This is a genomic window from Alphaproteobacteria bacterium (assembly GCA_002869105.1).
Taxonomy (GTDB): domain Bacteria; phylum Pseudomonadota; class Alphaproteobacteria; order UBA7879; family UBA7879; genus UBA7879.
The window spans coordinates 95,925-117,632 of record PKTP01000010.1 but is presented as its reverse complement, the minus strand read 5'-3'; the positions used below and the strand labels follow the sequence as shown (position 1 = coordinate 117,632).

23 protein-coding genes and 1 pseudogene are annotated in these 21,708 nt (G+C 44.5%); 9 read left to right on the top strand and 15 right to left on the bottom strand.

All coding sequences use genetic code 11. The features are described 5' to 3' along the window. The first annotated feature begins 72 nt into the window (after positions 1–72). Positions 73–1,281 carry a cation/H(+) antiporter gene (locus C0582_05400; GenBank protein ID PLX29313.1) on the top strand — a complete coding sequence of 403 codons (1,209 nt, stop codon included), beginning with the start codon at positions 73–75 and terminating at the stop codon, positions 1,279–1,281. Positions 1,282–1,367: 86 nt separating this feature from the next. After that, the gene (locus tag C0582_05395; protein PLX29312.1) at positions 1,368–1,997 is read left to right on the top strand and encodes a ribonuclease HII; all 630 of its coding nucleotides are present in this window, start codon (positions 1,368–1,370) and stop codon (positions 1,995–1,997) included. A gap of 10 nt (positions 1,998–2,007) precedes the next feature. Here C0582_05395 and C0582_05390 read toward each other — a convergent pair whose 3' ends face one another. From C0582_05390 to C0582_05335, 12 genes and pseudogenes are all read right to left on the bottom strand, one after another. After that, a complete protein-coding gene (locus C0582_05390; GenBank protein PLX29311.1) occupies positions 2,008–3,504 on the bottom strand; it encodes a hypothetical protein in 1,497 nt (498 codons plus the stop codon). Positions 3,505–3,645: 141 nt separating this feature from the next. Beyond that, entirely contained in the window at positions 3,646–4,482 is an 837-nt protein-coding gene (locus C0582_05385; protein ID PLX29310.1) for a hypothetical protein, read from the bottom strand. A 51-nt stretch (positions 4,483–4,533) separates the two neighbouring features. Beyond that, positions 4,534–5,310, bottom strand: coding sequence for a cytochrome c1 (locus C0582_05380; protein ID PLX29309.1), 777 nt, complete (start codon positions 5,308–5,310; stop codon positions 4,534–4,536). Next, a pseudogene (locus C0582_05375) lies at positions 5,307–6,536 on the bottom strand (cytochrome b). Before C0582_05375 ends, C0582_05380 begins: the two are co-directional and overlap by 4 nt. Then, the gene (gene petA, locus C0582_05370; protein PLX29308.1) at positions 6,536–7,090 is read right to left on the bottom strand and encodes a ubiquinol-cytochrome c reductase iron-sulfur subunit; all 555 of its coding nucleotides are present in this window, start codon (positions 7,088–7,090) and stop codon (positions 6,536–6,538) included. The pseudogene C0582_05375 and the gene petA overlap by 1 nt, the downstream one beginning before the upstream one ends. Positions 7,091–7,200: 110 nt before the next feature. Beyond that, positions 7,201–7,623 (bottom strand): hypothetical protein, encoded by a 423-nt coding sequence (locus C0582_05365; protein ID PLX29307.1) that lies wholly within the window; start codon positions 7,621–7,623, stop codon positions 7,201–7,203. Then, entirely contained in the window at positions 7,616–8,068 is a 453-nt protein-coding gene (locus tag C0582_05360; protein ID PLX29306.1) for a hypothetical protein, read from the bottom strand. Before C0582_05360 ends, C0582_05365 begins: the two co-directional genes overlap by 8 nt. A gap of 3 nt (positions 8,069–8,071) precedes the next feature. Then, positions 8,072–8,296, bottom strand: a complete 225-nt coding sequence (locus C0582_05355; GenBank protein PLX29305.1) for a F0F1 ATP synthase subunit C — start codon at positions 8,294–8,296, stop codon at positions 8,072–8,074. A 46-nt stretch (positions 8,297–8,342) separates the two neighbouring features. After that, a complete protein-coding gene (locus tag C0582_05350; protein ID PLX29304.1) occupies positions 8,343–9,062 on the bottom strand; it encodes a F0F1 ATP synthase subunit A in 720 nt (239 codons plus the stop codon). 6 nt (positions 9,063–9,068) lie between these two features. Continuing rightward, positions 9,069–9,335: a hypothetical protein gene (locus C0582_05345; GenBank protein PLX29303.1), complete on the bottom strand. Its 267-nt coding sequence runs from the start codon at positions 9,333–9,335 to the stop codon at positions 9,069–9,071. After that, complete coding sequence (locus C0582_05340) at positions 9,286–10,065, bottom strand: hypothetical protein (protein ID PLX29302.1); 780 nt, start codon at positions 10,063–10,065, stop codon at positions 9,286–9,288. Before C0582_05340 ends, C0582_05345 begins: the two co-directional genes overlap by 50 nt. Before the next feature lie 36 nt (positions 10,066–10,101). Then, the gene (locus tag C0582_05335; GenBank protein ID PLX29301.1) at positions 10,102–12,498 is read right to left on the bottom strand and encodes a hypothetical protein; all 2,397 of its coding nucleotides are present in this window, start codon (positions 12,496–12,498) and stop codon (positions 10,102–10,104) included. Between the two features lie 143 nt (positions 12,499–12,641). On the opposite strand from C0582_05335, the gene C0582_05330 reads away from it, so the two are divergent. Further along, positions 12,642–13,997 (top strand): hypothetical protein, encoded by a 1,356-nt coding sequence (locus C0582_05330; GenBank protein ID PLX29300.1) that lies wholly within the window; start codon positions 12,642–12,644, stop codon positions 13,995–13,997. 9 nt (positions 13,998–14,006) lie between these two features. Here C0582_05330 and C0582_05325 read toward each other — a convergent pair whose 3' ends face one another. Together C0582_05325 and C0582_05320 are read right to left on the bottom strand one after the other, a co-directional pair. Then, on the bottom strand, positions 14,007–15,287 hold the full coding sequence (locus C0582_05325; protein ID PLX29299.1) for a sodium:proton antiporter: 1,281 nt from the start codon (positions 15,285–15,287) through the stop codon (positions 14,007–14,009). Positions 15,288–15,471: 184 nt separating this feature from the next. After that, positions 15,472–16,098 carry a hypothetical protein gene (locus C0582_05320; protein PLX29298.1) on the bottom strand — a complete coding sequence of 209 codons (627 nt, stop codon included), beginning with the start codon at positions 16,096–16,098 and terminating at the stop codon, positions 15,472–15,474. Here C0582_05320 and C0582_05315 point away from each other — a divergent pair. The 6 genes from C0582_05315 (at position 16,087) to C0582_05290 (ending at position 20,882) form a co-directional block, all read left to right on the top strand. Continuing rightward, positions 16,087–16,419, top strand: coding sequence for a BolA family transcriptional regulator (locus C0582_05315; GenBank protein ID PLX29297.1), 333 nt, complete (start codon positions 16,087–16,089; stop codon positions 16,417–16,419). The two genes, C0582_05320 and C0582_05315, sit on opposite strands and share 12 nt — an antisense overlap. 5 nt (positions 16,420–16,424) lie before the next feature. Next, entirely contained in the window at positions 16,425–16,958 is a 534-nt protein-coding gene (gene def, locus C0582_05310) for a peptide deformylase (protein PLX29296.1), read from the top strand. Then, positions 16,955–17,899, top strand: a complete 945-nt coding sequence (locus C0582_05305; GenBank protein ID PLX29295.1) for a methionyl-tRNA formyltransferase — start codon at positions 16,955–16,957, stop codon at positions 17,897–17,899. The genes def and C0582_05305 overlap by 4 nt, the downstream gene beginning before the upstream one ends. Then, positions 17,899–18,639, top strand: coding sequence for a tRNA pseudouridine(38-40) synthase TruA (locus C0582_05300; GenBank protein PLX29294.1), 741 nt, complete (start codon positions 17,899–17,901; stop codon positions 18,637–18,639). The genes C0582_05305 and C0582_05300 overlap by 1 nt, the downstream gene beginning before the upstream one ends. Before the next feature lie 75 nt (positions 18,640–18,714). Further along, complete coding sequence (locus tag C0582_05295) at positions 18,715–20,139, top strand: anion permease (protein ID PLX29293.1); 1,425 nt, start codon at positions 18,715–18,717, stop codon at positions 20,137–20,139. Between the two features lie 152 nt (positions 20,140–20,291). Further along, on the top strand, positions 20,292–20,882 hold the full coding sequence (locus C0582_05290) for a hypothetical protein (GenBank protein PLX29292.1): 591 nt from the start codon (positions 20,292–20,294) through the stop codon (positions 20,880–20,882). 55 nt (positions 20,883–20,937) lie between these two features. Here C0582_05290 and C0582_05285 read toward each other — a convergent pair whose 3' ends face one another. Then, complete coding sequence (locus C0582_05285) at positions 20,938–21,699, bottom strand: hypothetical protein (GenBank protein PLX29291.1); 762 nt, start codon at positions 21,697–21,699, stop codon at positions 20,938–20,940. Positions 21,700–21,708 lie beyond the last annotated feature (9 nt).

Below are 21,708 nucleotides of genomic sequence, written 5' to 3'. Positions count from 1 at the left end.
TACAGAGGTTCTAAACATATTTACTTGTGGTTGTGGATCCCTTTTACTATGATACGGAAAAAACTTTAGAAAATGCATAGCGCTGGAAACTTAACTGAAATTGCTCTTGTTGCCTTTGTTGCTTTAATCAGTGGATTTTTGTTTACAAGGCTCCGTCAGCCGGCTGTTTTGGGCTATGTAATCGCAGGACTTATCTTAGGACCGTCGGGGCTCTCACTGATTGAAAACAGAGAACTGATCGGATTCATGGCTGAATTAGGCGTTTTACTGCTTCTGTTCATCTTGGGCCTTGAGATGAACCTTCGAACCTTCCGTGAAATTTGGCATATTGCTTTGGGTTGTGTGGCCTTGCAGGTGACCAGTGCGCTGGTTATGATGACAGGCGCCGCTTTTATTTTTAATTTCTCGGTGGGAACAACCCTTTTGATTGGGTTTATCACTGCCCTTAGTAGTACGGCTGTTTCGGTGGCAACACTGGAAAATATTGGCGAGCTGAAATCAACGGCGGGTAAGTTGACAATCGGTATTCTGATTGCGCAAGACCTTGCCTTTGTGCCGATGACGTTGATTCTCAAAAGCTTTGGTAATGCTCAAGGATTCTCTCTGCTAACGATCTTTAAAATTGTCTGTGCCATCGGCGGCTTGGTTGTGATTATTCTTTACCTCTCAAAAAAAGAGCGCGTTCGGATTCCTTTTTTAGACGCCGTTGGCCAACGAAAAGAATTGTATCCTTTAATGGGCTTGGCGTTTTGCTTTTTAGCTGCAGCATTGAGTGGGTTTTTAGAGGTATCAGCTGCTTATGGGGCGTTTGTGGCGGGGTTGATTTTGGGAAACACCGCCGATCGACATGCCATTATCAAAGCAACGCATCCAACACAAAGCATTTTATTAATGACCTTTTTCCTTTCGGTTGGGATGTTGCTTGATCTTGAGTACATGGCCCACAATTGGTTAAAGGTTGTTATTTTGCTCTCGATGATCTTCGTTGTTAAAACCGTTTTGAACACCCTATTTTTGAAGTATTTTGGCCAGCCACTTGAAACAGCGTTGCTAAGTAGTTTGGTGCTGGCGCAGATTGGAGAATTTTCATTCGTGCTGGCAACCATTGGTCTGGATCAAAACCTGTTGAGTAAAGCGGAAGGCGATTTGGTGATTTGTTTGACAGTGTTATCGTTGTTGTTAAGCCCCATCTGGATGCTGGGGGCGCAGCGGCTTTGTAAATTGGGTGCTTATCCAAAAAAATCTCAAAAGACGCTTAAAGAATTCTTTGAGGTTATATAATCGCCCGGAAGTACAATGGATTCGCACACAAATTACAACTCTTCATCAATACTTTAAAAAATGATCAGCAAGTAACGGGTGATCGTATGATTGAAAACGGCCACCGTCCCTCTTTTGGGTTTGAAAACCACGTTGAGGGGCTAGTTGTTGGTCTTGATGAAGCGGGGATGGGCTGTTGGGCCGGGGATGTTTTTGCGGCCGCAGCTTACGTTCCAGAGACGGTTCCAGCTCATTTCCTGCAGCACATTCATGATTCGAAAAAGTTAACTCCTCAAAAACGACAGGATCTGTTGGATGGCTATCCCGCTGTTGGTGTTCAGGTTGCTGTCGCCTCTGCTTCTCTGGCAGAGATTGATCAGTTAAATATTCGAGGGGCTGCTTTGAAAGCCATGGAACGTGCCTTTGCAGCGCTTGCTTTAGAGGCTGAGCTGGCGTTGGTAGATGGCACGATGACCCCCGTTCTGCCTTGCCGCGTCCAGCCGATTATTAAAGGCGATCAACAAAGTTATAGTATTGCCGCCGCTTCCATTGCAGCCAAGGTAAGCCGGGATAGGTATATGGCTGAATTAGACAAGCTTCATCCGGAATATCGGTGGGTGAAAAATGCCGGTTATGGCACCAAGGCCCATCAGATGGCGCTCGATCAATATGGCGTGTCAGCGTATCATCGACGCAGCTACAGACCTATTCAAGCACTGTTAAAAAAAGAAGGCTGAAGGCCCCCGTTCAGGTTTTTTTTGCTTTTGATTGTTGTTTCTTCTTAGGAAAGAATCGCCCCATTTTTTTTCGTTTTTTGGGAGCCGGCGGCGCCTTCTTATTGTATAGGTCTGATCTTTTAAGAAGGATCAACTGATAAAGAGCGTTGAACACGGCGCCAGCCCGTCGTTGATTATGGGGGTCTGTGGCTTTGTGGGCCTGGCTTTTGCGTATGGCCTCATTCACCTCTTTAACCGTGAACGTTATTTCCTGAACTTCAGGAAAACCTATGGGAACGTTAAAGGACTCTGAAAACGTTTTAACAGCGTTGGTGTAGCTTTTCAAAAAGTTAAAGAGAGAAAAATGAGCTTGAGCCAACGTTTTCATTTGATCAGCAGAAAGACTTTTAAAGCCGCTCTCGTTTGCCTGTTCAAAATAGGTGAAGCATTTGGACACTAATTTTGACTTTTGAACGTTGAGTTCTTCCTTGCACGTTGGCTGAAAGGCAACGATGTCATAAAGGGTGTTGAGAAGAGCGATATCCCCCAGAGAGCAGGCAAAGCGGTTTATATATATGTCTGACTGGGAGGATGGACAGACCATGCGCTCAGAGAGCCCGCTCTTAATTTTTTGCGAGATGTACGTTAAAGAAGCTTGTGCTTGAGAGGCCTGCTGTTGATCAAGTTCCTTCAGCGCTTGGTTGTGCGTTCGGGGGGCTTGATATTTTTTCATGAGGGCAACATCATCAGCGAGCTTTTGGTTGATGGCGTTGCGAACATGTTTGACAAGACCCGCGATCGAAAAGGTGATCATGGAACTGTTTTGAAGGGTGGTGCGACCGGCAGGGCTATGGGAGGAGAACTGAGATGAAAACTGTCCTTTGGGGTTGATATTTTCTAGCGCCTTTGAAAAAGAACGAAGAGCTGTCTCAACGTTCATTTGATGTGAAATTTCCCCCAAGGGCTGTTTGAGTTCTGGCGGATACGTGGGATTCTTTTCAAAGGATTTTGTTGCGGTTTTTAAACATTCCCGGGCTTTTGTCATGGGTTGTGAACTATTCGTCTGACAGTCTTTGGCAAAAATGAAGAGTCTGTAGAGATGTGAAAAAGCATACACGAGGTTTGTACATTTTTTGGGGTCAAAAAGAACATGAAAGTCTGCACCTGTTTCTTTGATCTTGCACCCCAGAAGGTTGGTTTCAGCGAGAGATCTGCTGGAGTTTTTGATGCCCTCTTGGAGGTTTTTGGGCAGCTCTTGGGCATAGCTTGCATCAAGAGAGGTGAGAATAGATTCGAGAAAGAAATTGGTAAAATCTGAGGGACTTATTTTTTGAACGGGCAGAGAGGTTAACAGCGTCAAAAGCTTTTGGGTATCAACGGTGTACTGGGCGGTGGCAAAAATCTTTTTTTCGCCTTGCTGGGGGTGTGTGCGGGAATGGTTAAACTTTTCATTGGGGATGGTGGCTGTTTCTTGACCGCGTGCAAGAGCCTTAAAAAACCCGACCATGAGACTGTTAACATCGGTCATTTTATCTAGTTCTTGCAACGTTTTTTGAGCAAGAGGGCCAAAGATTTGGGGATGCTTATTGAATTTTGTCTGGGCTAAAGGCTTGAAATCAACACCCGTAACGGCTTTTGACAGAAGGCTATAATTTCGTTTTTTTTCATTTTAGGCGCACTGATTGGATTCAATAAATTCTAAAACTTGAGGGAAAAGCACGAAGAATTTTTCGGGATTTTTTTTAAGGGTGGTGGCATTGATGATGTATCGTTTGTCGCCACAGGCACACACGTAAAGATGAGGTGATACTTTTGGAATAAGAGAGTCAATCAGATACAGCACTATCTTTTGTGCTTTGAGGATTTTTAAATTTTCTTTTTTGTTAACTCCCCGCTCAACTGATTGAGCATGTGCTTCAAACTGTTTGATGAGCTCTGCAACATTAATGGAAATTGATTTATTTGAATTTAGGGGGACAATCGTTTGCTTTTGGGCAATGTGTGGTGTCGGGCTCTCAAGATAACGAATGATCGCATCTAGAATTTGATAGAGAGGGCTATACTGATCTAGAAGAGCATAAAGTTCTGTGTTGGCGGGCGATACATGGGGATACCGTTGGTGTGAAGAACGTTTGGATTTCTGGTCACGACTCTTACGAGCCGCCATCAATTGCTCCGAAACGATTTTATTCAAAAAAGGTGCATCGTAAACAGCTAGGCAGTCGGCAACTTTGCCTAATTCAGCGCGTTTTTGGCCCGCCTTGTTTTGAAGAGTTGGACAGGATTGAATGGTTTGATAGCCCCAAAGAAAGCGATCGAGAGCGTATGAAAAATCTTTTTGGCATTTTTGATAGTCAATGATTTCAATTTTGGCAAAATCATCAGCGTCTTTATTGTGAGGAAGATCACAACGGATTTCTTCAATTTTGACGGTTTGAATGTGCTCAGCGGATACAACAGCACTAAAAAAAAGAAGAACGAATCTGAAAGTGAAAGTATTGATCACAATGCCACACTGTTTATTGCCCTTAAGTCTATTAACCTTCTAAAAAGAAAGCTACTTCTTTTTTATGACTTTTTGAGATAACGGCCGCCAATAAGAACGCTTCACCAGATAGCAGATAAAAGCGAATGCGGTTAAGAAAATCAGCCACTGCACCCCAAGGCGACGCCGTTCTTCGAGTTCTGGTTCAGAGGCCCATGCCAAAAATGTTGTCACATCGTGAGCCATTTGTTTGGGAGTTGCCAGGGTGCCATCCTCATATGAAACCACGCCTTCGATCAGGGGTGGAACCATAGCAATTTGTCCGCCAGGGAAATAAGGGTTGTAATATTTGCCGGGGACAAGGTCTATCCCCGCCGGGGGACTTTCTTGGTAACCCGTTAATAGAGCATAAAGATAATCTGCGCCGCCCGCGCGTGCTTTGGTGATTAGGCTTAAATCAGGGGGGTAGGAGCCATCATTGGCTGCCTCTGCGGCTTTCTTGTTTTTGTAAGGCGCCACAAAACGATCGGAAGGATTGCCGGGCCGATCAAACATTTCGCCTTCGTCGTTGGGCCCATCACGCACTTGATACTCGGCTGCAATGGCCTTCACTTCTGCTTTGCTGAAGCCAATTTTTTCCAAATGGCGGTAGCGAACATGTCTAAGGCTGTGACAGGTTGAACACACCTGACGATAGACTTTATAGCCCCGTTGCGCTGACGCTCTATCAAAGGTACCAAGCATGTGATTAAAGCTCCAGGCATGTTTGGGAGGGACTTTTGCTTCCTCAAGGGCGCTGACTTGAAAGGTTGAAAGAAGAGAGGCAAGGATGAAAATGACCTGGATCATGAACAGCCCTTGTCTCGATAGTAGGCAGAGAGAGAGTCGGGCAAGCCACTGGGCTTTTCAAAACGGCTTACGAGGGGCACCAAAATTAAAAAGTGAATGAAGTAATAAGCGGTGGCCCATTGCCCGATTCCAATATAATGCCCTTCAGCTGGTTTAGCACCTACCCAGCCTAGAATGAGAACATCGAGAACAAAAACCCAGAACAGGGCCCGAAAAATCGGTCGGAACGTGCAGCTTTTAACTTTGGAGCCATCAAGCCAGGGCAACACAAACAACACCAAAATCGATGAAATCATGGCAACAACGCCCCCTAATTTATCGGGAATGGCGCGCAAAATCGCATAAAACGGAAGAAAGTACCACTCAGGCACAATGTGGTCGGGGGTGACCATTGGATCAGCGGGGATGTAATTTTCGGGCTCCCCAAAAAAGTTGGGCGCAAAGAAAATGAAAAAAGCAAAAATCACCATAAATCCGGCGATAGAAAGGAGATCCTTAACAGTGTAATAGGGATGGAAGGGAAGGGTGTCTTCGGCGGTTTTAGGTTCAATACCGGTGGGATTATTGGATCCATGGGTGTGCAGGGCCCATATGTGAATAAAGACCAGTAAAAACATGAGGAAGGGAAGCAAATAATGGAGCGCAAAGAATTTGTTCAAAGCAGGCGCCCCTACGTAAGGTGCACCAAGCAGCCATTCAAGAATGCTATCCCCAATCCAGGGGATCGCTGTAAAAAGATTGGTGATGACTGTGGCGCCCCAATAACTCATCTGCCCCCAGGGCAACACATAGCCTAAGAAAGCGGTGGCCATCATGACCAGGAAAATAATCATGCCGATGATCCATAACACTTCTCGCGGTGATTTGTAGGAGCCGTAATAGAGCGCCCGGAACATGTGCATATACACAACCAAGAAAAACAGCGACGCACCGTTGGCATGAAGATAGCGAATGAGCCAGCCGAAATTAACCTCTCTCATGATGCGCTCAACGCTATCAAAGGCATGATCGGGATGGGGGACATAATGCATGGCGAGCAAGATCCCAGTGAGGATCATCACCACCAGCATGAAGCCGGCGATAAACCCACTTGTTCAGAGGATCGAGAGGTTTTTAGGGACCTGGTAGCCTTTGAGGGCGTGCTCTACAAAGCTGATGATCGGCAAACGCTTTTCAAGCCAGCGGACAAACGGATGGCGATAAGGGTTGGACCCACCGTCAGACATTACTCTTCCCTTCCAATTCGAATGAGTTGATCGCTGATAAAGTTATAGGGCGGTACAACAAGATTGGTTGGGGCTGGCCCTTTTCTGATTCGGCCTGATGTATCATAGTGCGAGCCATGACAGGGGCAGAACCAGCCGCCATATTCTCCCCGTGTCTCTGTTTTTTTTTGACCAAGAGGAACGCATCCCAGGTGGGTACAAATTCCCATGACCACCAGCCACTGGGGTTTTTGAACCCGTGCTTTGTCTTCTTGAGGATCTGGTAATGTGGACAAGGGGGCATCCACTGCTTCGGCGATTTCCCGGTCGGTTCGATGGCGAATGAAAACAGGTTTACCTTGCCAAATAACGGTGAGAGCCGCACCGGATAAGATGGGCGCAAGATTAACCTCGGTAACGGATTCAGCCAGCGTATCTGCTGCAGGGTTCATGCTTTGAAGAAGAGGCCAGGCAATGGAGCCAGCTAAGACACCGCCCATGGCTGTTGCTGTGAGCGTGATAAAATCACGTCTTTTTTTGCCTGTATCGGATAGCTCGTCCCTTGAAGAATTCATCTTCAGCTTACTCTTTTGGATTTATGTAAAATTATCATGAATTTTGAGAGCTGAAAAGACAAGCTTTTTATGGCGAATCACGCTTGAAGCGCAGCAAAACTGTGGGGACTTTACGTTAAAATATCGTGGCGGACTTTGGTGATAATCTCTTCGGAAATAAGGCTTTCGAGTCTTTTACGGCTTTCGACCTCTTTTGCTTGGATGTAGCTTTCATTTCCTTGCGTTTTTTGGTGCAAGAGTTTTTGATAGCCTTCTTCGTAAGCGATTTTAAGATCTTTTATTTGTTGGTGTTGACGCCGGCGCTTGGTTTTTTCTTCATCTGGCCAATGGGCAATCTCGTGCTGTATTTGGGCATGAACTCTGTGGGCCTCCGCTTTAAGGGCTTGGGCTTCTTGTAGATCATCCAAGATGCTCTGACGATAAGATTGAACCATGCCTTGAACCAACTTGACGACCCGACGCCCGGCAACAGCGGCAAAGAGTGCGAAGGAGACGGCATACCAAAAAGCTGGATCTTGAAATAGATTAGCCATGAAGACGCTCCTGAGCAGACTGAATCTTTTTCAAGGCCAACTCAAATAAGGGTTTGCTGCTGACCTTTAGCGATCCTTTTAGTTTTTGCTCATGGTTAATCAGGTCTTGCTCTCGTTTATGAAGGTTTTCAGCCATTTCCTTGATCAACTGTCTTTCTTTTTGTTGATGCTTTTCTTGGAGAGCGTGGCTTTCTTTTTCATAGTCCTGCAACAACTCTGCCTCTAATAGCGCTCTTTTGTGGTTGAGGTCTTGTTCCAAAGCGAGGGCTTGGTCTGTCAGCGTTTCTGCTTCAGAGAGATAAGACTGAATTTTTTCACTACGCTTTTTAAACAGATCTTGAAGTTTGGGCACAAAGACGTATCTGCTTAAGCCATAAAAAAGGCTAAAGATAACCGCCAACCAAAAAAGCTGCGGTAGAAACGTTTCAACCTGAAACTGAGGCATTTTCTAGTTGAACAAAATCAGGAAGGAAATCAGCAATGCAAATAAAGCCACTGCTTCTGTAAGCGCAAAACCCAACATCGCCACACCAAAGACATCTTTTTTAGCCTCAGGGTTGCGGGCAATAGCGCTGATAAGGGTTGAGAAGATGTTGCCGATTCCGATACCAACACCTAGTAAAGCAACAACGGCTAAACCAGCGCCGATCATTTTAGCTGCACCAATATCCATAATCTATACTCCTTTATTAATTTCTATATTTTCTTAAAACTTGTTTCTAATGGAGTTCTATGACATCTCGCAAATATAAACAAGTCAAAACACTAAATACATAGGCTTGTAAAAAAGCAATCATGAATTCAAACCCAATCAAAACCGATGTGGCAATGATGGTTGAAAACCCAAAAACACCCAATGAAATGGTGAACATGGAGAAAACTTTGAGCATGGTGTGCCCTGCCATCATGTTGGCGAATAACCGAATGGAAAGGCTGACGGGGCGTGAAAGAAATGAAATGATTTCAATCACGATCAGCAACGGCGCCATAAAAAGAGGCGCCCCGGGCGGCATGAAATAACTAAAAAAATGAAATCCATGTTTGATGAACCCGATCACTGTAATCAGGATAAAAACAACAAGGGCCAACGCAAACGTGAGAATAATTTGACTGGTAAATGTATAGGCGTAGGGAATCATGCCAAATAAGTTACCAAAGAGAATAAAGGTGAAAAGGCTAAAGACCAACGGAATGTATTTTTGGCCTGTTGGGCCAATGTTTTCATCGACCAAGTTATGAATAAAGTCAAAAATCTTCTCAACAAAAACCTGAAGAACCCCTGGTTTTTCAATGGAACGGCCGCTGAGCATAACCATGAGGGTAATGGCAAACGCGGATAGGGCCATATAAAGGGCTGCGTTGGTAAATGGAAGATCAATACCACCTATTGAAAAGGGGAAGATTTCCTCAATCTCAAATTGATGAAGGGGGCTGTGCATACTTTATTAACCTTTTTTCACTTTCTGGTTTAACCGATAAAGCGATAAAAATCCAGAGACAGATCCTAAAAAAAATCCAATGACCATGCCGATGGGTTTCGATCCTAGCAACTGATCAATGAAATAGCCCAGCAAAATCCCCACAGCTAAGGCAGAAACCAAGTCGATGCTGATACGCAAAAATCCGTGCGATGAATCTTTAGAAGACTTTGTTTGAGCAGCACTAGCGGCTTTTTGCTGGGCCGCTTTGATGCGTTTTTGAAGATCTGTCATATTGACCTGACTTTTTCTTGTTATGACGAGGAGCTTTGACTAATTTCTCAGCCCCATCAATTTTAACAAAGAAATGTTGCAATGTTTCATGTTTCTTTAAGTAAGCCTGGGCCTGTGTGACGATTTGAGAAAATTCTTTGAAATCGATCGCTTGCGAAACTTTAGTGTTCCCAATGATAAACGTTGGGGTGGCTTCAATGTTTTTTTGGCCGGCTTCCAATCGGCATTTAATCAAGCCATCTTCAATGGACTCTTTGGCCAGGCATTGGGTGATTTCTTTTTGAGAGAGTCCATATTTGCGCGCCATTTTTTCAGCAGCTTTTTCTGGATCATCAGCTGCTAACCACTTTGATTGTTGCAAATAGTATTGTTCAAAGAGCAAGTTTGTTGAAGAACAGTGGCTGAGTTGTGCGGCCACTAGATCTGCTTTTGAGAACACATACGGTTTAACCACCCAATAAACTTTGCCGGTTTTGATGTAGTGCTTCTTGATTTCGGGCCAGGCATGTTTTTTAAAATAACCGCAGGCCCCACAAGCCATGGAGCTGTATTCTGTTACGTGAATTTTTGCTTTGGGATTTCCATAACCAAATTGAATGCCATGTTGACTTGAGTGAGGGTGTTTTGAAGAAACTTTAGAACAGTGTTGATTTGAATTGGATTTTGCCGTGGTAACACCAGAACAAATGAGAAGACCCAAAATAAGAAAAGCACGCACAAAACACCCCACAGAATTTTACCTAATTTAGCACACACGCCGCTTTAGTCAAACGAATGGTTTGGAGAGGATCAGGTGTTCTATGAATGATAACGGGGATATGGGATTTGGTTCGGCAAGGGCCTGATGATAAATCACCGTTGAAGGCGTTAAGGCCGGCAGTGAATTTGCTTCGATAATGATGAGTTGATCGGTGTGGATGTTGTAGAAGAAATCAATGCGGCAATAATTTTGAATCTTTAAGCTTTTGGCAACCTCTTCAAGTTTATTTCTGATTGATGCCTGTTTTGACTCTTTGATCAAGGTTTCAGGCGGGGGCGTGAGGTTAATGCCGGTTCCTCCTTGGAATTTTTCTTCAAGGGATAAAACCTTTTCAGCAGCAACCGTGATACTGGGATTAAAAGCGTGATATTTCCCATCTTTTTCAAGGATGCCGATGGTCAGTTCCAGCCATCCTGTACCCGGGGTATGAGACAGTTGATGATCTTTCATGACGATGATGTCAACGTCAATGTAGGGCTCTAACATCAACTGTTGATGGGGATCTGACATCAATTCAATTTCAATCGGTTGATGAGGAAAAGTATGGGCAGGTGCAACGGTGTGCCCTTCTTTGATTAACTGACAATACCGACATAAATCATTAAGCGAGGCAAGAACCACAATGCCTGCTGAGCATCCTTCTGACTGTGGTTTCACAATAAAGGCCTGTGCATCTGGGGACTGGTCTTTGGCTTTTTGCCAGTAGGGGCTGAGATCTTCTGTTCGTGGATCAAAGATGACTTTTTCTAGGGCCGAGACATCTTTGATCTGAGCTTGATTGACGTATACTGCTGTTTTGTTTTTGTCCATGCAGATGGCAGCGCCTTCAGGGCCTGATCCATTGTAGGCGATGGTGTGGCTGTCTAGGATTTTTTGCAACGTTCCATCTTCGCCAATGCCACCATGGAGGCCCAGGAAAAGAAAATCATAATCTGTTTTGATGTGCGTGCAGAAATCAGAGAGGGTGTATTTTGTGGGGGTTAAAAGAGGCAGCGGATCTAAGCCGAGTTGCTGGCGAATTTTTTGTTGAAACGGTTGGATTTTAGCTGTTTGATCCTTAAAGTTTTGGCATTTATCTTCAATCTCTTCCACCGTGTGACTCAGCGTATAAGGGTAGGGCAGAGACCAAACTGTTTGATCAGAACCTAAGAAAAAAGGCGTGGGTTTGAAGATGGTTGATTGACGGAGCTTGAGCCAGACATTTGACCCACTCATCAAGGAAACTTGTCTTTCAGCTGTTTTGCCCCCCATTAATACAGCAACTGATTTTTTGGGACGATTTGGTATGGAGGGGTGTTTGAACGTGAGGCCATACCGCTGACAGGCGTGGGTGATGATATAGGCTAACAGCTCTTGGTGTGAAAGCCCCATCCACGCGCCTTGCTGAAAAATAAAGCTGTTTTGTTCCATGCCGCTGATCGGATTAAAATCTGTAAACAGAATTTCCCCCGTTTCGAGCAGCCAGCCATCCATCCGGGTGAAGTCCCGCATTCCAAAAGCGGTGAATAACTGTTCGCCAAGATGCCGAATTTTGTCAATCGTCGCATCCTCAAACTGGGGCGGGCAAAGCCAGTGGGTGTTCGCCGTGGGCAAATATTTGCGGCGATAATCAAACAGTTGATTTTGATCGTAACTGATCTGAATTTGACTGGGTACCAGAGCAACGGGTTTTCCCCGCCTGTTCTGAAGGACAATCAGGGTAAATTCTTTGCCTTTGAAAAAGGGCTCAACCAAGGCTTGATCGCACAGCTTTTCGGTAAAAATAGTTTGCACAGCCTGCGCTGCGTGCATGGGAGATTGTACCGACATCACCCCGATGGAAGATCCACCAGCAGCAGGCTTTACCACGGCGCGGTCTAACTGATGCGTGTCAAAAAAACGGTGGATTTTTTGCGCTTGATTTGGATCATTTTTAGTGAGCTCTAAAACAGGATAGGTTGGAAATCCGGTCTTTTCCAAAACTTTACGAGCGTTTGGCTTGTGATACATTCTATCACAGACCTCACTTGAAGGACCGATGTAGGGAATCTGATTCTGTTCCAGCAACCCTTGGAGAGCGCCATCTTCTCCGAACGTGCCGTGAATGGCTGGAAAAACCAAATCAACTTCTTTGAGGCTTTGAACGAACTCTTGTTCAGAAAGTGCCTGGGCGATGGTTTCAAGCTTAAAATCAAAATCCATGGGCGTATTTGAATACAAGTGAACCGGCGAAAGCTGGTAAAATTTTAAGTCGGGCGCGACATAAAAAAGACGGATTTGCTCAATAAGTGGGGTGAGATGATCAACAACAGATCGCGCTGAATTAAGAGAAATACCCCTTTCGGCTGAAGGGCCCCCACAGATAATTGCAAGTCGGTTTAAAAGCTGAGTCATCATTTTAATCTTACTTCTATCGCAAGACATGCGGCTATGCAAGATTCTCTCGTGAAAGTTTGGATCCCTTTAAGTAGTTTGATAAATTTTGGAGTAATATTTAAATAATAATGACAGAAATTTACTAAATATTATTATTTGTTCAGCTAGTCTTATAGGTGTGTGGAGGGAGGATGCTTATGCGCTCATTATTTAAACAAGGCCTATGCAGCCTGATTGTATCCATGAATTTAAGTGGTGGTTCTCCTGAGCCGCGCCCGGATGGTTCAGAATTTTTAGGAGGCTTGCCGCGATTGTGGATGATGCCAACTTTTAGCGTTGGCCATCCTAGTGAAAAGTTGAGCCAGAGGTCCTTTCAACCTTTTAGTTGTTTGCGTCAAGATTATGAGGAACGTTTACAAGCTTTGCCTTCCCTCGTTGAACAGGTGAGAGACAGCGATGTTTCTGATGATGAGTATGGAACGCCAATTAATAGTCCCGTGAAAGATGGTGGTGTTGGTCTGGATACTACCCCTCAAATTTACGCCTACTTTAGTGGTGGTGGGGCAAAAGGCTTGCTACAAGCCAGTGCGCAACGGGCGATATGTGAGGAAACAGGCATTAAGCTGAGAGACTTATATGACGCTGTTGCCGGCACATCTGTTGGTGCCATTTTAGGAGCGGCTTCGGCTTTTGATGTTTTATCTGCTGAGGATTGTGTAAATTTTTTTAAAGAGGAAGTGCCAGGAGTATTTCCCGCCTCCCTGTGGAATAAATTCATTACCATGGGTGGATTTGCAGCGCCGGTTTATTCAAGAGAGCCCCTGGATCTTATATTGCAGGATAAATTTGGGGATAAAAAATTGTCAGATGCCAGGATTCCTTATGCTGCTGTGAGTGTGTTGCAATATCAAGATCCGTATGGGTTTTGGAGCAACCCAGTGTCGCATATTTTTAATTCAAAAATAGCCATTGAGAACCTGCTTTTGCATGATACGCACATGTCTCATGTGTTGGCGGCAACCTCTGCAGCGCCCTCCTATTTTCGAAGCCCTGAGTGGGAGTATGCAGGAAAAAAAGCGCGTGCCTTAGATGGCGGGCTTGTTGCCAACTCGCCAGATAATGAGGTTTTGCTGCTGGCGTACGAACATTATCAAAAATTAGGGTCAGATGACATTGTTTTGCTGTATCGAACCGGTGGATTAGATCCAAAATTAGAAAAAAAACCGGGATTTATCACCAGATCCTTAAACCGAATTAGTCCGTTTAGAAGAGGGGGACTCTATGAACATGCGGGATCGGTTTTTCATAGTTTTATGGATAGTGGCTTAGCAGAGGGCAATGCTCGTAGGCTTGCAACATCACTGGGTATTAAAGAAGAGAATATTTTCACTTTAAATGCTGATCTGAGTGATACTGACATGGCCCGTGTTGATGTGCCTTTTATAACAGAGCTTGAAGAAAAAGGAGGTGGTATTATTGAAGCGATGGAGCATGGGCAGCGAGATAGGCTTCTGAACGCCGTCCGCACGCGCGCTGAAGCAAGATAAAGAATAGCTTTATTTTTGAGTCAGAGATCTGAGCGCGATGACCATGATGCCAACCCCGGCGAGAACATAGCAATAGCCCACATGGCCTATGACATCAAGGGGGGATACTTGGCCCAGACGACTGGCCAATAACACTTGGGCGCCGTGGGGGAGGACTCCTTGGACAACACATGAGAAAACGCTAAGTAGGGTTGCCGAGTGGGCCGCGCTTAGCCCAGATTTCTTTGCCATTTTTTCAACAATGACACCAATGATTAAAATCGATATCACGTTATTGGCAACGGCAGCAGTTATCAGAGAAATGATGGTCACAATGCTTAGGGAAATATAAACTTGGGTGTGTTTTTGACCAGTGTTGATTTTTTCTAAGCGCTGTAAAAGAGGGGCAAATCCGCCTTGCGATTGAATCAGTCCCATCAAACCACCGAGCAGTAGTGAGAGCACCATGATTTCATTCATGCTGGCAAATCCTCGATAAATGTCTTGGGTGAATTGGAGTAAGGTATAGTCAGACGGCTCAATGATGCCAATCAAGCCGGCAACGATTGTTCCCAATCCTAATACCAGAAAAACATTCATTCCTGATAAAGCAAAGACGATAACAGCTAAATAAGGAATCAATTTGATGGTGTGAAAATCGGTTGAAAAGGGCGCTGAAACGGTGGGCTGAAAAACAACCACAAGACCAAGATAGAGCGCAGCGGCAACCAGGGCAATGGGCGCATTGGCGGAAAACTTCTTTTGAGCGGTGGTTTTTTGAGTATGAACGGCTGCCAACGTTGTATCGGAAATCAGAGATAAGTTGTCCCCAAACATCGCGCCACCAATGACAATACCGAGCGTTAAAGAAATGTCTGTCCCCGTTGATTGAGCAAGGCCGATCCCGATGGGGCTGACAGCGGCCACCACCCCCATGGACGACCCCATGGCAAAACCGATTGACGCGCTGAGGATAAACAGGGAGGGAAGTAAAGCTTTTGATGGCAACAACGTCATGATGAAGTGCACCAGATCATCGATACACCCGACTGCTTGAGTGACCACGCCGAACGCTCCGGCGAAAATATAAATCATGCACATGGTCAAAAGCGTTTGGTTGCTCATTCCTTGGAAGATGTGTTTCAGGCGCTTTTCAAAGGGGCCCCGGGACATGAGCAGAGCCCAGATCAGAGCAGGTAAAATCGCAACGGAGGGGGAAATTTGATAAAAGGCGTTCGGAACACCGTTGGCGCTTAGGTATAAGCCGCCTCCTAAGAACAGAATGACGAAAATAGCAATGGAAAACAGCATTAAGTAAGATCGCACTTATATCTCCTTTTGTTGCTTAATCATTTTTATGCAGCTCTCTTTCTGTGTAAGAATTCTAGAGTCAACTTTACACAAGGTTATAGGCTTTAGGTATCAATAACATACCCTATTTTAATAGTTTTCCGAGGCCTTATGTTGATTTTATGATTCAAAAAGAGGTTCACCGTTACAGAGCATACCCTCGTAATAGCTGATAGTCTTTGAGAACTTTGAAGAACTGATCGGTGGTCTGAGCATCTGAAGAGGTATCCGGATGATATTTTTTAGCCAGAAGTCGATAGCGTTTTTTAAGTTCTGTTGAGGTAAAGGGATAATTTAATTCAAACCTTCTCAAGGCTTGATGAACGGTTTCAGGAATATCAGATACCGGGGTGTTGGCTGATTCTTGACTGAAAAGATCATAAGGATTGGTTTGCCAGTATTTTTTTTGATCTTTATATCGTGTGCCAAAGAGATGCCGGGGGCGCCGCCATGTAAGATCAATATCATTTTCGCGGGCGACCTGTTCAGGGCTCATACCTTTGTAATAATTCCAGTTGGCATTATAATTGGCGATGTGCTTAGTACAAAAGTAGAGATAATCATGTAAAGTTTCTCGGCTTTTGGGCGCCCTATGTTCACCCGGTTGAGTGCAACCTTGATGAGAGCACAATAGTTTATTGGCTTCTTCGGCAGAAGCGGTATAATTTAAGGTGAAAAACTTATCTTTGTTAGGAGCCATAACCTGAACTATAATCGGGCTGAATGCGCTTTTCAAGATAGCACGCTGTTGGATTAAAAAATGATGACTCAAGATCTTAAAAAGCCAGTCGAAGATATCATCAAAACACGCTTAAGTCAGGCGCTTGATTTGGTTTACTTAGACGTTGAAAACCAAAGTCATTTGCACGCCGGTCATCAAGCAATGAAAGATGTCTCACATCAGGAATCTCATTTTAAGCTGAGCTTATGGGCAAGCGAGTTTGAAGGACTCAGGCTTTTAGATAGACAGCGACTGGTTTATAAAATTTTAGATGATTTGATTCCAAGGCCCATCCATGCAGTGTCTCTTAAAATTCAAATGAAAGGGTTGATTTTAAGTAAGAGTCATTTATGTATTGTAAATGAAAGGTAAATGATATGACATACACGTTGTTAACTGTACCAAATCCAAAATTACGCATCAAAGCGGACCTGGTTGATGATTTCGGCCCGGAAACATCTAGCTTGGTTGATGGAGCTATTGAGCTTATGTACAGAGAAAACGGCGCGGGTCTTGCTGCCCCCCAGTTTGGGATCCATAAAACATTTTTTGTTATGGATATTTCTGATAAAGAAACACGTGAGGGGGAGCATCTTCAGGTTTTTATTAACCCCCAAATCACGTATATGTCTGATGAAATGGTTACTTTAACAGAGGGGTGTTTGTCGCTTCCAGGTGTGAGTGCTGAAGTGACCCGCCCAGAAAAGATCCGTGTTCAGTATTTAGATCGGGACTTTAAAGAGCATGAAAATGACTTTTGTCACTGGCAGGCGCGGTGCATTTTGCATGAGTATGACCACCTTGTCGGTAAGCTTTATATTGATCATTTGTCTCCCCTAAAACGGAAGATGTTGCTCAATAAATCCATCCGTTACCAGCGTGAACAGGAAAAAGAATCTCAATCCGAATGACGCAAAAACCACGCTTGATCTTTATGGGCACCCCCGCGTTTTCAGCCAGGATTTTAGAATCACTTATTCACTCTCAAAACTACACCATTGCATCCGTCTATACTCAGCCGCCACGCCCCCAAGGTCGTGGAAAGAAAGTGACCAAAAGCCCCGTCCATCGTCTTGCCGAGCTGTATGATTTGCCGGTTGAAACGCCGATTTCTTTAAAGCCCAAAGCAGATCAACTTCACTTTAAGGAGCTTGCGGCTGATATGGCTGTGGTGGTGGCTTATGGGTTACTGTTACCCAAAGAAATTTTAGAAGCCCCCCGTTTGGGCTGTATGAATATTCATACATCTCATTTGCCGCGCTGGCGTGGGGCAGCGCCTATTCAACATACGATTTGGGCCGGAGATACAAAGACAGCGGTTTGTTTTATGAAGATGGATGAAGGTCTTGATACGGGGCCCATTTATCAGATGATGCCGATTCAACTTACGGGGCAGGAAACCAGCGCAGATCTTTATTGGGAAATGGAGCGTTTGAGTATTGAGGCTTTAGCAGACGTCTTACCTAAAATTTTATCCAATCAACTGGAGCCGAAACCCCAATCCACTCAGGGACAGAGTTATGCGCCGAAAATTACCAAAGAAATGGCAAAAATAGATTGGCATCAATCGGCCGTTGATATTGAACGCCAAGTGCGGGCGATGAACCCAAATCCGGTTGCTTGGTTTCGCTATGAAGATCAGAAATTAAAACTCTATCAAGCTCATGTGATCGATGACCATGTTTGCGCGCCCCATCAAAAACCAGGAACGATTCTCTCTGACAGTTTTGATATTGCCTGTGGTGCAGGAATGATACGACCGGTTATCCTGCAAAAGCCAGGGGGAAAGCCGATGAATCGAGATGACTTTTTGCGCGGTTTCAAAATTCACCCTGGCACTCAGGTCAAGTAATGACACGTTATAAACTAACCCTTGAATATGACGGCACATCCTATTCGGGGTGGCAAAAGCAAGAGAATGCTCCAACCATTCAACAAACCATCGAAGAGGCTTTTAAACAATTTTTAGGCCGGTCTGTTGAAGTAGTTGGATCCGGGCGAACAGATGCGGGCGTTCATGCCCTGGGACAGGTGGCTCATGTGGATGTTGAGGGGGAGAAATGGAATTGTGATACGTTAATGTCAGCAACAAACCACTTTTTGAAAAATACTGGTATCGCTGTTGTATCGATTGAGCCGACCTTAGATCAATTTCATGCCCGCTTTGATGCCAGAGAGCGGCATTATTATTATCACATCCTCAATCGATGTGCGCCGCTTACATGGCAACGCACCCAAGCGTGGCAGGTCTATCAAGGGCTTGATTGTGACGCCATGACAGCGGCTGCCGTATGCTTGATGGGACATCATGATTTTAGTAGTTTCCGCGATAGTCAATGCCAGAGCCTTTCCCCTGTCAAAACTCTGAACAAAATAATGATTACCCGGCAAAAAGAGAGCCTTTTTGTCTATGTATCGGCGCGCTCTTTTTTGCACCATCAAGTACGTATCATGGTCGGCACGTTGGTTGAAATTGGTCGCGGAAAATGGCGCCCTTCTTACATTCAAGATATTCTCGATGCTAAAGACAGGCGTGCAGCTGGGCCCACAGCACCTGCCCAAGGTCTTTACTTTGAACGGGTTGACTATTAGATTGCTTTACAAATACTATTAAAAATCGCATAATCTCGGCTTATTTCATGTTGAAATTATAGAGGTAAATTTTTGATGAGAGACTATATTAACCTTGGAATTATTGTTCTTTTAGCGGTTGTTTTTTGGTATATACCTGTGCCCTCTGGTTTGACAGAGCATGCCTGGCACCTTTTTATTATATTTATCGCAACGATTGTTGCCATTATCTTTAAACCGCTTCCCCTTGGTGCATTGATTACGCTGTCAATTTCCTCGGCCTGTTTGACGGGTGTTCTGACTATCCAGGATGCCTTATCTGCTTATGGTAAACCGATTGTTTGGCTGATCTTGTTTGCGTTTTTTATTGCCCAGGCTTTGACTCTTACGGGTTTGGGACAGCGGATTTCGTATCATATTTTGGCGCGGTTTGGGCGGAGCCCGTTGGGACTTGCGTATAGTTTTGTTTTAACGGATTTAATCTTGGCGCCTGCTATACCCAGTAATACAGCGAGAGGGGGTGGTATTATCTACCCCATTATTAGGTCTTTGATTAATGCTTTTGACGGCAACCGCGTTACCCCTGATAAAAAAGGAGCGCTGGGGCCCTTTTTAATCAAAAGCGCATTTCAAGCAAATATCATCACCAGTACCATGTTCTTAACAGCGATTGCGGGTAACCCGTTTGCGGCTGATTTTGCAGCCCAGCAAGGGATAGAGCTTTCCTGGGGTAAATGGGCCTTGGCCGGAAGCTTGCCTGGTTTGATCTGTTTGGCCTTGATTCCGGTGATCATTTATCCCTTCTTGAAACCGGAAAAACTTGAATCGGTTGATGCTCGGCAAATGGCCAAAAAGGAATTAGGGCACATGGGCCCCATGGATCAAAAACAGAAGATTCTCTCCTTTATTTTTGCTGGATTGTTATTGATGTGGGCGGGTGGCGCCTCATACGGCATTCATGCCACCCTTGCAGCGATGATTGGGATTGTTCTGCTGGTGATGGCTAAGGTTATTAGCTGGGATGATATGATTAAAGAGAAGTCAGCTTGGAATACGTTTGTTTGGTTTGGGGCCTTGATTATGTATGCCCATGAAATCAGCAAGTCTGGCATCATCGATTGGTTTGGGGCAGGCGTGGCTGATCTTGTTGCCACCCAAAGTCCTGTGATGGCGTTTGTGATTATTTCGGCTGTTTATTTTTACACGCATTATTTCTTTGCCAGTACAACGGCTTTAATCAGCACCATGTTTGGCGTATTCTTAGCTGTTTTGATCAACAAAGGGATTGATGGGTTTCAAGCGGCTATGACGTTGGCTGCGTTTAGTTGCTTGTCGTCATGTATTACCCATTACGGGACAGGATCTGCCCCTGTATATTTTGGAGGGAATTACTTGACGGTCAAAACCTGGTGGAAAATTGGGTTTGTCCTTGGATTGTTTTACATTGTTGTTTGGTGGGGAGTTGGAAGCCTCTGGTGGCAACTGCTGGGCTTGGGCACAAGTCCTTTTCTCATGGGATGACCATTTAAAAACACCTTCTAAATTTTTGGTTTTTAATGCGACAAGTAGCATTGGAAGATCGATTTCTCTGCCCTTGAATTTTGACTCTCTCCTTCCTATTTTGAGTATTGATTTGGATTTAAATCCCCATCTTAAATTTAAAAGAGGAAAAAATGAAAACTCTTCTCTCCTTTGTTGCGCGCCATATTTTTGTATGGATGTTTTTGGTTTACGCTCAAAATGTTTTATCTCAAAGTTCTGATGATTTTGGGCATGATGATCTGCCCGTTCAAGGTTTTGTAAACCAAGTTCCAGCGGGCATTGAAGAGCCAGCCGTTCTTACTCAACCAAATGTTGTAAACAACAACGCCCTTCCTGATATTTTTGTTCACCCGCTTCAGCCGGTTGATGTTGCCTGGGAGAGGCGTCTAAGGAAACAGTCTATACAGGATCAAGGCAAGCGCCTTGATGGATTATTAGAAATGAAGACATCACATTTGCAAGCATGGGTGCGTGATTTTCATTTTTATCTGTGCCCACTGCTGGGTGATGCGTCTATGAGATTCAATCAAAGAATGAATAACTCTGTTGAATTAGGTTTTGGAGAAACATGGACCCAGCGTTATCAATCAGACCATAGCCGAACACGTTCATTAGATGCTATTTTAGAGTTGCCGCAAAAAAAACTTGCGGTGAAAGTCAGGCGCTTAAGCAATGAATATGCGCTTTACCAAAAGAACAACGCTGTCGCTATTGCAGCATAACAGTCTACAGAACATTATCTAACCAAGTATTTAGGCTTAGACGAAGGAAAGAGTTTTACTTAGCAACGAAGCACTGGCCTTTGTCTGCTTTGATTTTATTGCAGAAGGTAGCTGCTTGATCATGGGTGGGGAAAGCACCCACTTGAACACGGTAGAAGGTGCCTTTGCCAGGGATTGTTTTGCTATCAATCATCATTTTTTCGCTAGAAACTAACTTTTTGTGTTTGCGTTTTAGAGAATTCCAAGCCATCTCAGCACGTTTTTTATTGGGAAAAGACGCCAACTGCACCCGATAAACTTTTTCACGTTTGTTAGCCTGTTTAGGCGCTGGTTTCATAACGGGATTTGATGGGGGTGTTGCAACAATAACCGGTTCTTCAACAACAACTTTTTCGATGACAGGCGTGATTTCTTCAACGGTAAGCGGCTGCTTGGTTCTTTCCTCGGTATTTACAGGCGCAGTTCTTTGAATGATTTCCATGGGTTTTTCTGGATCGTTGCTTAAAACCACTTCTTCTTCCGGTTCAACCACGGCTCTATTTTTGCCCAACAAATTTTCATAAACGACTTTGTCTTGATGTGGGAATTGTACGCCGCCTGGATTTGCTGGTTTTTGTTTTAAAGGAAGTTCTTCACGCCCAATCACATAGTGCTTGTTGTTTTTTTGAGCGCTTGGATAAAAAAGATAATATAAAATGACCAGCCCGATAACGCCTGCTAGAACTGCCAATGCGATGGTGAACCACTTGGACGTTAAGATGGATTCTTTTGTGCTGCGTGCTTCGTATGAAGATTCGTTCCAGATGGGATCAGACATGGTTTGAAG